A 4,414-nucleotide genomic window follows, 5' to 3' on the forward strand; every position below is an offset into this window, starting at 1 on the left:
GTTATAGTCTCGTGGTCTCGGAGATGTGTATAAGAGACAGGCCGTGGGAAGGGTGGGGGCAACACGCTCCCCAGGAGAACCCCGATGAACGAAGCCGACGTGTTGGAAGTCCTGCGCACGGGCATCTGGACGATGCTGCTGATCGCCGCGCCGCCGCTGGTCATCGCGGTTCTGGTGGGCGTGGCGATCTCGCTGATCCAGGCGCTGACCCAGGTGCAGGAGATGACGCTGACCTTCGTGCCGAAGATCGTCGCCATCCTGGTCACCACCGTGTTGGCGCTGCCCTTCATGTACGGCGCGCTCACCACCTACGCCGACCGGCTGGGCAGCCTGATCGTCTCGGTGCGGTGACATGCGCCGGCTGGCCGGACTGGCGGCGCTGCTCCTGGCCGGAACCGCGACCGCCGCGGAGGTGAAGCCGCCCGCCGCGCAGATCGGTACATGGTCCACCGCCCTCTACGCGCCGCGCGTCCTGCCGTCCCGCAGCCTGCCGCCGGAGGCCGCCTGCATCGACGCCATCCTGGCGGCGGAGCGCGAGGCAGGCGTGACCGACCACATGCTGCTCGCCATGGGCTTCACCGAGGCCGGGCGGATGACCGCCGACCGGCTGTTCACCGTCTGGCCCTGGACCGTCAACACCGAAGGCGCCTCCCATTACTTCCCGACGCGGGACGAGGCCATCGCCTTCGTGCGGGCCGCGCAGGCGCGGGGCACGCGCTCCATCGATGTGGGCTGCCTCCAGGTGAACCTGAAATGGCACCCCGACGCCTTTCCCGACCTGGAGACCGCCTTCGACCCGCGTGCCAACGCCCGTTACGCCGCGCGCTTCCTGGGCGACCTGCACCGCGCGCAGGGATCGCTGGACGCCGCCATCGCCCGCTACCACTCCGCCCAATCGGAGCGCGGGGCGGCCTACCGCGAGCGGGTCGGCGGCAACCGGCGCTGGGTGGCCGGCGCCATGGATTACCTGAAGACGCTGGCCGCCGGTCCCCAAGCGGCCGCTTCCAAAGCCGCCCCCGGCGCGCTGCCCGCTTGGGGCCGGGCCGAGCTTGGCCGCCTGTCCTTCCTGTCCAGCCTCTACGCCAACGCGGCGGTGAAACCCCTTCTGCCGGGCGCGGACTGACCCCGACGTAAAAGCCGGTTTTACCGCGGGGCGCTAGCGTACCAACGGTGCCGCACCCTGGAGTTCCCGCATGGCTTTCACGGACACCTTCCGGAACCGGATGACCAGCCTCGGCGATGCCGGGCTGGCGAACCGCGACGTGCTGTTCGCGCTGGGCATCCTGCTGGTGCTGGCGGTGCTGTTCCTGCCGGTGCCGACCTGGTTCCTTGACCTCGGGCTGACGCTGTCGCTGGCGGTCAGCGTGCTGATCCTGATGGTTTCGCTGTGGATCAGCAAACCCCTGGACTTCTCCTCCTTTCCGACCGTGCTGCTGGTCGTCACGGTGCTGCGGCTGGCGCTGAACATCGCGTCCACCCGCCTGATCCTCAGCCACGGCCACACCGGGCCGTCCGCCGCCGGCCATGTGATCGAGGGCTTCAGCCAGTTCATCATGGGCGGCAATTTCGTGATCGGCGTGGTGATCTTCGCCATCCTGATCGTCATCAACTTCGTGGTCATCACCAAGGGCGCCTCCCGCATCGCGGAGGTCGGCGCACGCTTCACCCTGGACGCCATTCCCGGCAAGCAGATGGCCATCGACGCCGACCTGTCCGCCGGCATGATCGACGACGTCGAGGCCCGCCGCCGCCGCAAGGAGCTGGAGGACGAGAGCACCTTCTTCGGCGCCATGGACGGCGCGTCGAAGTTCGTGCGCGGCGACGCGGTGGCCGGGCTGGTCATCACCGCCATCAACGTGCTGGGCGGCATGGCCATCGGCATGGCGCAGCAGGGCATGTCCTTCGAGTCCGCGGCGTCGGTCTACACCATCCTGACGGTGGGCGACGGTCTGGCGACGCAGATCCCGGCGCTGGTCGTCTCGCTGGCCGCCGGCCTGCTGGTGACCAAGGGCGGCAACGTCGGCTCCGCCGATCAGGCGGTGCTCGCCCAGCTCGGCGGCTATCCCAAGGCGCTGATGGTGGCGGGCGGTCTGCTCTGCACGCTGGGCGTGACGCCGGGCCTGCCCGCCGCGCCCTTCATGCTGCTGGGCGGTGGCTTCGGCGCGGCGGGCTGGTACGCGATGCGCGGCAAGATGCGCCGCGCAGCACTCGCCCGGCTGGAGGAGAGCCGCAAGGCGCCCACCGCCCCGGCCGAGGAGGCGGTGGAGGACATGCTGAAGGTGGACGAGGTGAAGGTGGAGGTCGGCAACCACCTCGTCCCGCTGATCCTCAACAAGAACGGCCCGCTGACCGGCAAGGTGAAGACGCTGCGCAAGCGCTTCGCCAAGGAATTCGGCTTCATCCTGCCGTCGGTGCGCATCAAGGACAGCAGCTTCCTCCCGCCCAAGGGCTACGTCGTCAGCGTGATGGGCGTCGAGGTGGCGAGCGGCGAGGTGCGGCCCAAGCAGTTGCTCGCCATCGACCCGTCCGGCGGGGCGGCCCCCGACCTGCCCGGCGAGGCGACGCGGGAGCCGACCTTCAACCTCCAGGCCCGCTGGATCGACCCGGCCCGCCACGAGGAGGCCATCGCCAAAGGCTACACGGTGGTCGACCCGGAAAGCGTCATCACCACCCACCTGACCGAGGTCATCAAGGACCATCTCTCGACCCTGCTGACCTTCGCCGCCATGCAGAAGCTGCTCGACGGGCTAGGGCGGGAGTACCAGAAGCTGATTTCCGACATGGTGCCGTCGCGCATCACGCTGGTGGTGGTGCAGCGCGTGCTCCAGGCGCTGCTGGCGGAGCGGGTGTCTATCCGCAACCTGCCGGCCATCGTCGAGGCCATCGCCGAGGCGGTGAACTGGACGCGCAACATCACGCTGGTCACCGAGCATGTGCGGGCGCGGCTCGGCCAGCAGATCTGCCAGTCGCTGACCGCACCCGACGGCTTCGTCCCGGTCATCGTCCTGACCCCGCGCTGGGAGCAGGCGCTCCAGCAGAGCGTCATCGCGGAGGGCGAGGACCGCCGCTTCGCCATGCCGCCGACCCAGGTGCAGGAGTTCCTGACCGCGCTGCGCATCACCATCCAGAAGCACGCCACGCCGCAGGTCTGGCCGGCGCTGCTGGTCGGGGCGGAGGTGCGGCCCTTCGTGCGCTCCCTGCTGGAGCGGGTCAGCCCGATGACCCCGGTCATCAGCCACGCCGAGCTGCACCGCAAGGTGTCCGTCAAAACGATCGACCAAGTCTGAAGGAACGGTGATGGACACGCTCGCCGACCTGCTCAGCCTGGAGGTCTACCGCGCCTTTCTGGTCTTCGCCCGCGTCGCCGCGGCGGTCAGCCTGCTGCCGGGCTTCGGCGAGCTGGCGGTGCCGCCGCGCGTCCGGCTGTGCATCGCGATCCCGGTGGCGCTGGCGCTGACCCCGACGGTGCCCGGCCTGCCCGACCGGCTGCCGCCGGACGCCGCGGTGATGCTGGAGCAGATCTTCGCGGAGACGGTGGCCGGCGCCTTCCTCGGGCTGGGGGCCAAGCTGTTCCTGGCCTCGCTCCAGGTCGCGGGCAACATCGCCGCCCAGGCGATGGGCCTCGCCAACCCCTTCGGCACCGACGCCGCGGGGTTCGAGAGCGGGTCGATCCTGTCGGGCACGCTGGTCATCGCCGGGCTGGCGCTGCTGTTCGCGCTGGACCTGCATTACCTGATGATCGACGCGCTGGTGCGCTCTTACGGAAGCTGGCCGGCGGCGACCTTGCCCGATCCCGGCATGGTGGCGGGGCGCTACGCCCAGCTCGTCGGCGTCACCTTCCGGCTGGGCGTGCAGATGGCGGCCCCCTTCCTGGTCTTCGGCATGATCGCCAACATGGCGCTGGCCCTGGTCAACCGGGTGATGCCCTCCATGCCCGTCTATTTCGTCGCCACCCCGGCGATGGTCGGCGGCGGGATGCTGGTCTTCATGGTCACGGCGGGGGCCATGGTCACCGCCGCTCTGGCCGGAATGGCCGGCTGGCTCGGCGGGCGGTGAGGGGGCGGCGATGTCTGACAACACCCAGGACGAGGAACAGAAAACCGAGGAGCCGACCGAGAAGCGGCTGCGCGAGGCGATGGACAAGGGTGACGTCCCGCGCGCGCGCGACGTCGGTCTGGCCGCCACCATGGCGGCCGCCTGGCTGATCGCTGCGGCCGGCGGGCCGCTCGCCGCCTCCCGCATCGCCGAGGTGCTGCTGCCGCTGATCGAGAATCCGAACGACATCCGGCTCGACGGCGGTCCCTACGACGTGGTGAACAGCCTGCGCTGGCTGATCGGCGGGGTGGCGGTGGCCTTGCTGCCGGTGCTCGGCCCTGTCTCTTATACACATCTGACGCTGCCGACGATTATACGC

The 4,414-nt window shown here is 69.8% G+C and carries 5 protein-coding genes; all 5 read left to right on the plus strand.

The window, feature by feature from the left end:
* Window positions 1-84: 84 nt before the first annotated feature.
* Complete coding sequence (gene fliQ, locus Q4I23_RS30725; protein ID WP_200487003.1) at window positions 85-351, plus strand: flagellar biosynthesis protein FliQ; 267 nt, start codon at window positions 85-87, stop codon at window positions 349-351.
* 1 nt (window position 352) lies between these two features.
* Window positions 353-1,123 (plus strand): lysozyme family protein, encoded by a 771-nt coding sequence (locus tag Q4I23_RS30730; protein WP_454020837.1) that lies wholly within the window; start codon window positions 353-355, stop codon window positions 1,121-1,123.
* Window positions 1,124-1,193: 70 nt separating this feature from the next.
* Entirely contained in the window at window positions 1,194-3,287 is a 2,094-nt protein-coding gene (flhA, locus tag Q4I23_RS30735) for a flagellar biosynthesis protein FlhA (protein WP_498528734.1), read from the plus strand.
* A 10-nt stretch (window positions 3,288-3,297) separates the two neighbouring features.
* Window positions 3,298-4,056, plus strand: a complete 759-nt coding sequence (locus Q4I23_RS30740; protein WP_498528735.1) for a flagellar biosynthetic protein FliR — start codon at window positions 3,298-3,300, stop codon at window positions 4,054-4,056.
* 10 nt (window positions 4,057-4,066) lie between these two features.
* Window positions 4,067-4,414: EscU/YscU/HrcU family type III secretion system export apparatus switch protein (locus tag Q4I23_RS30745; RefSeq protein WP_498528736.1), on the plus strand; the 348-nt coding region annotated here is incomplete at its 3' end.

The organism is Azospirillum sp. UFLA03-27 (assembly GCF_059803775.1).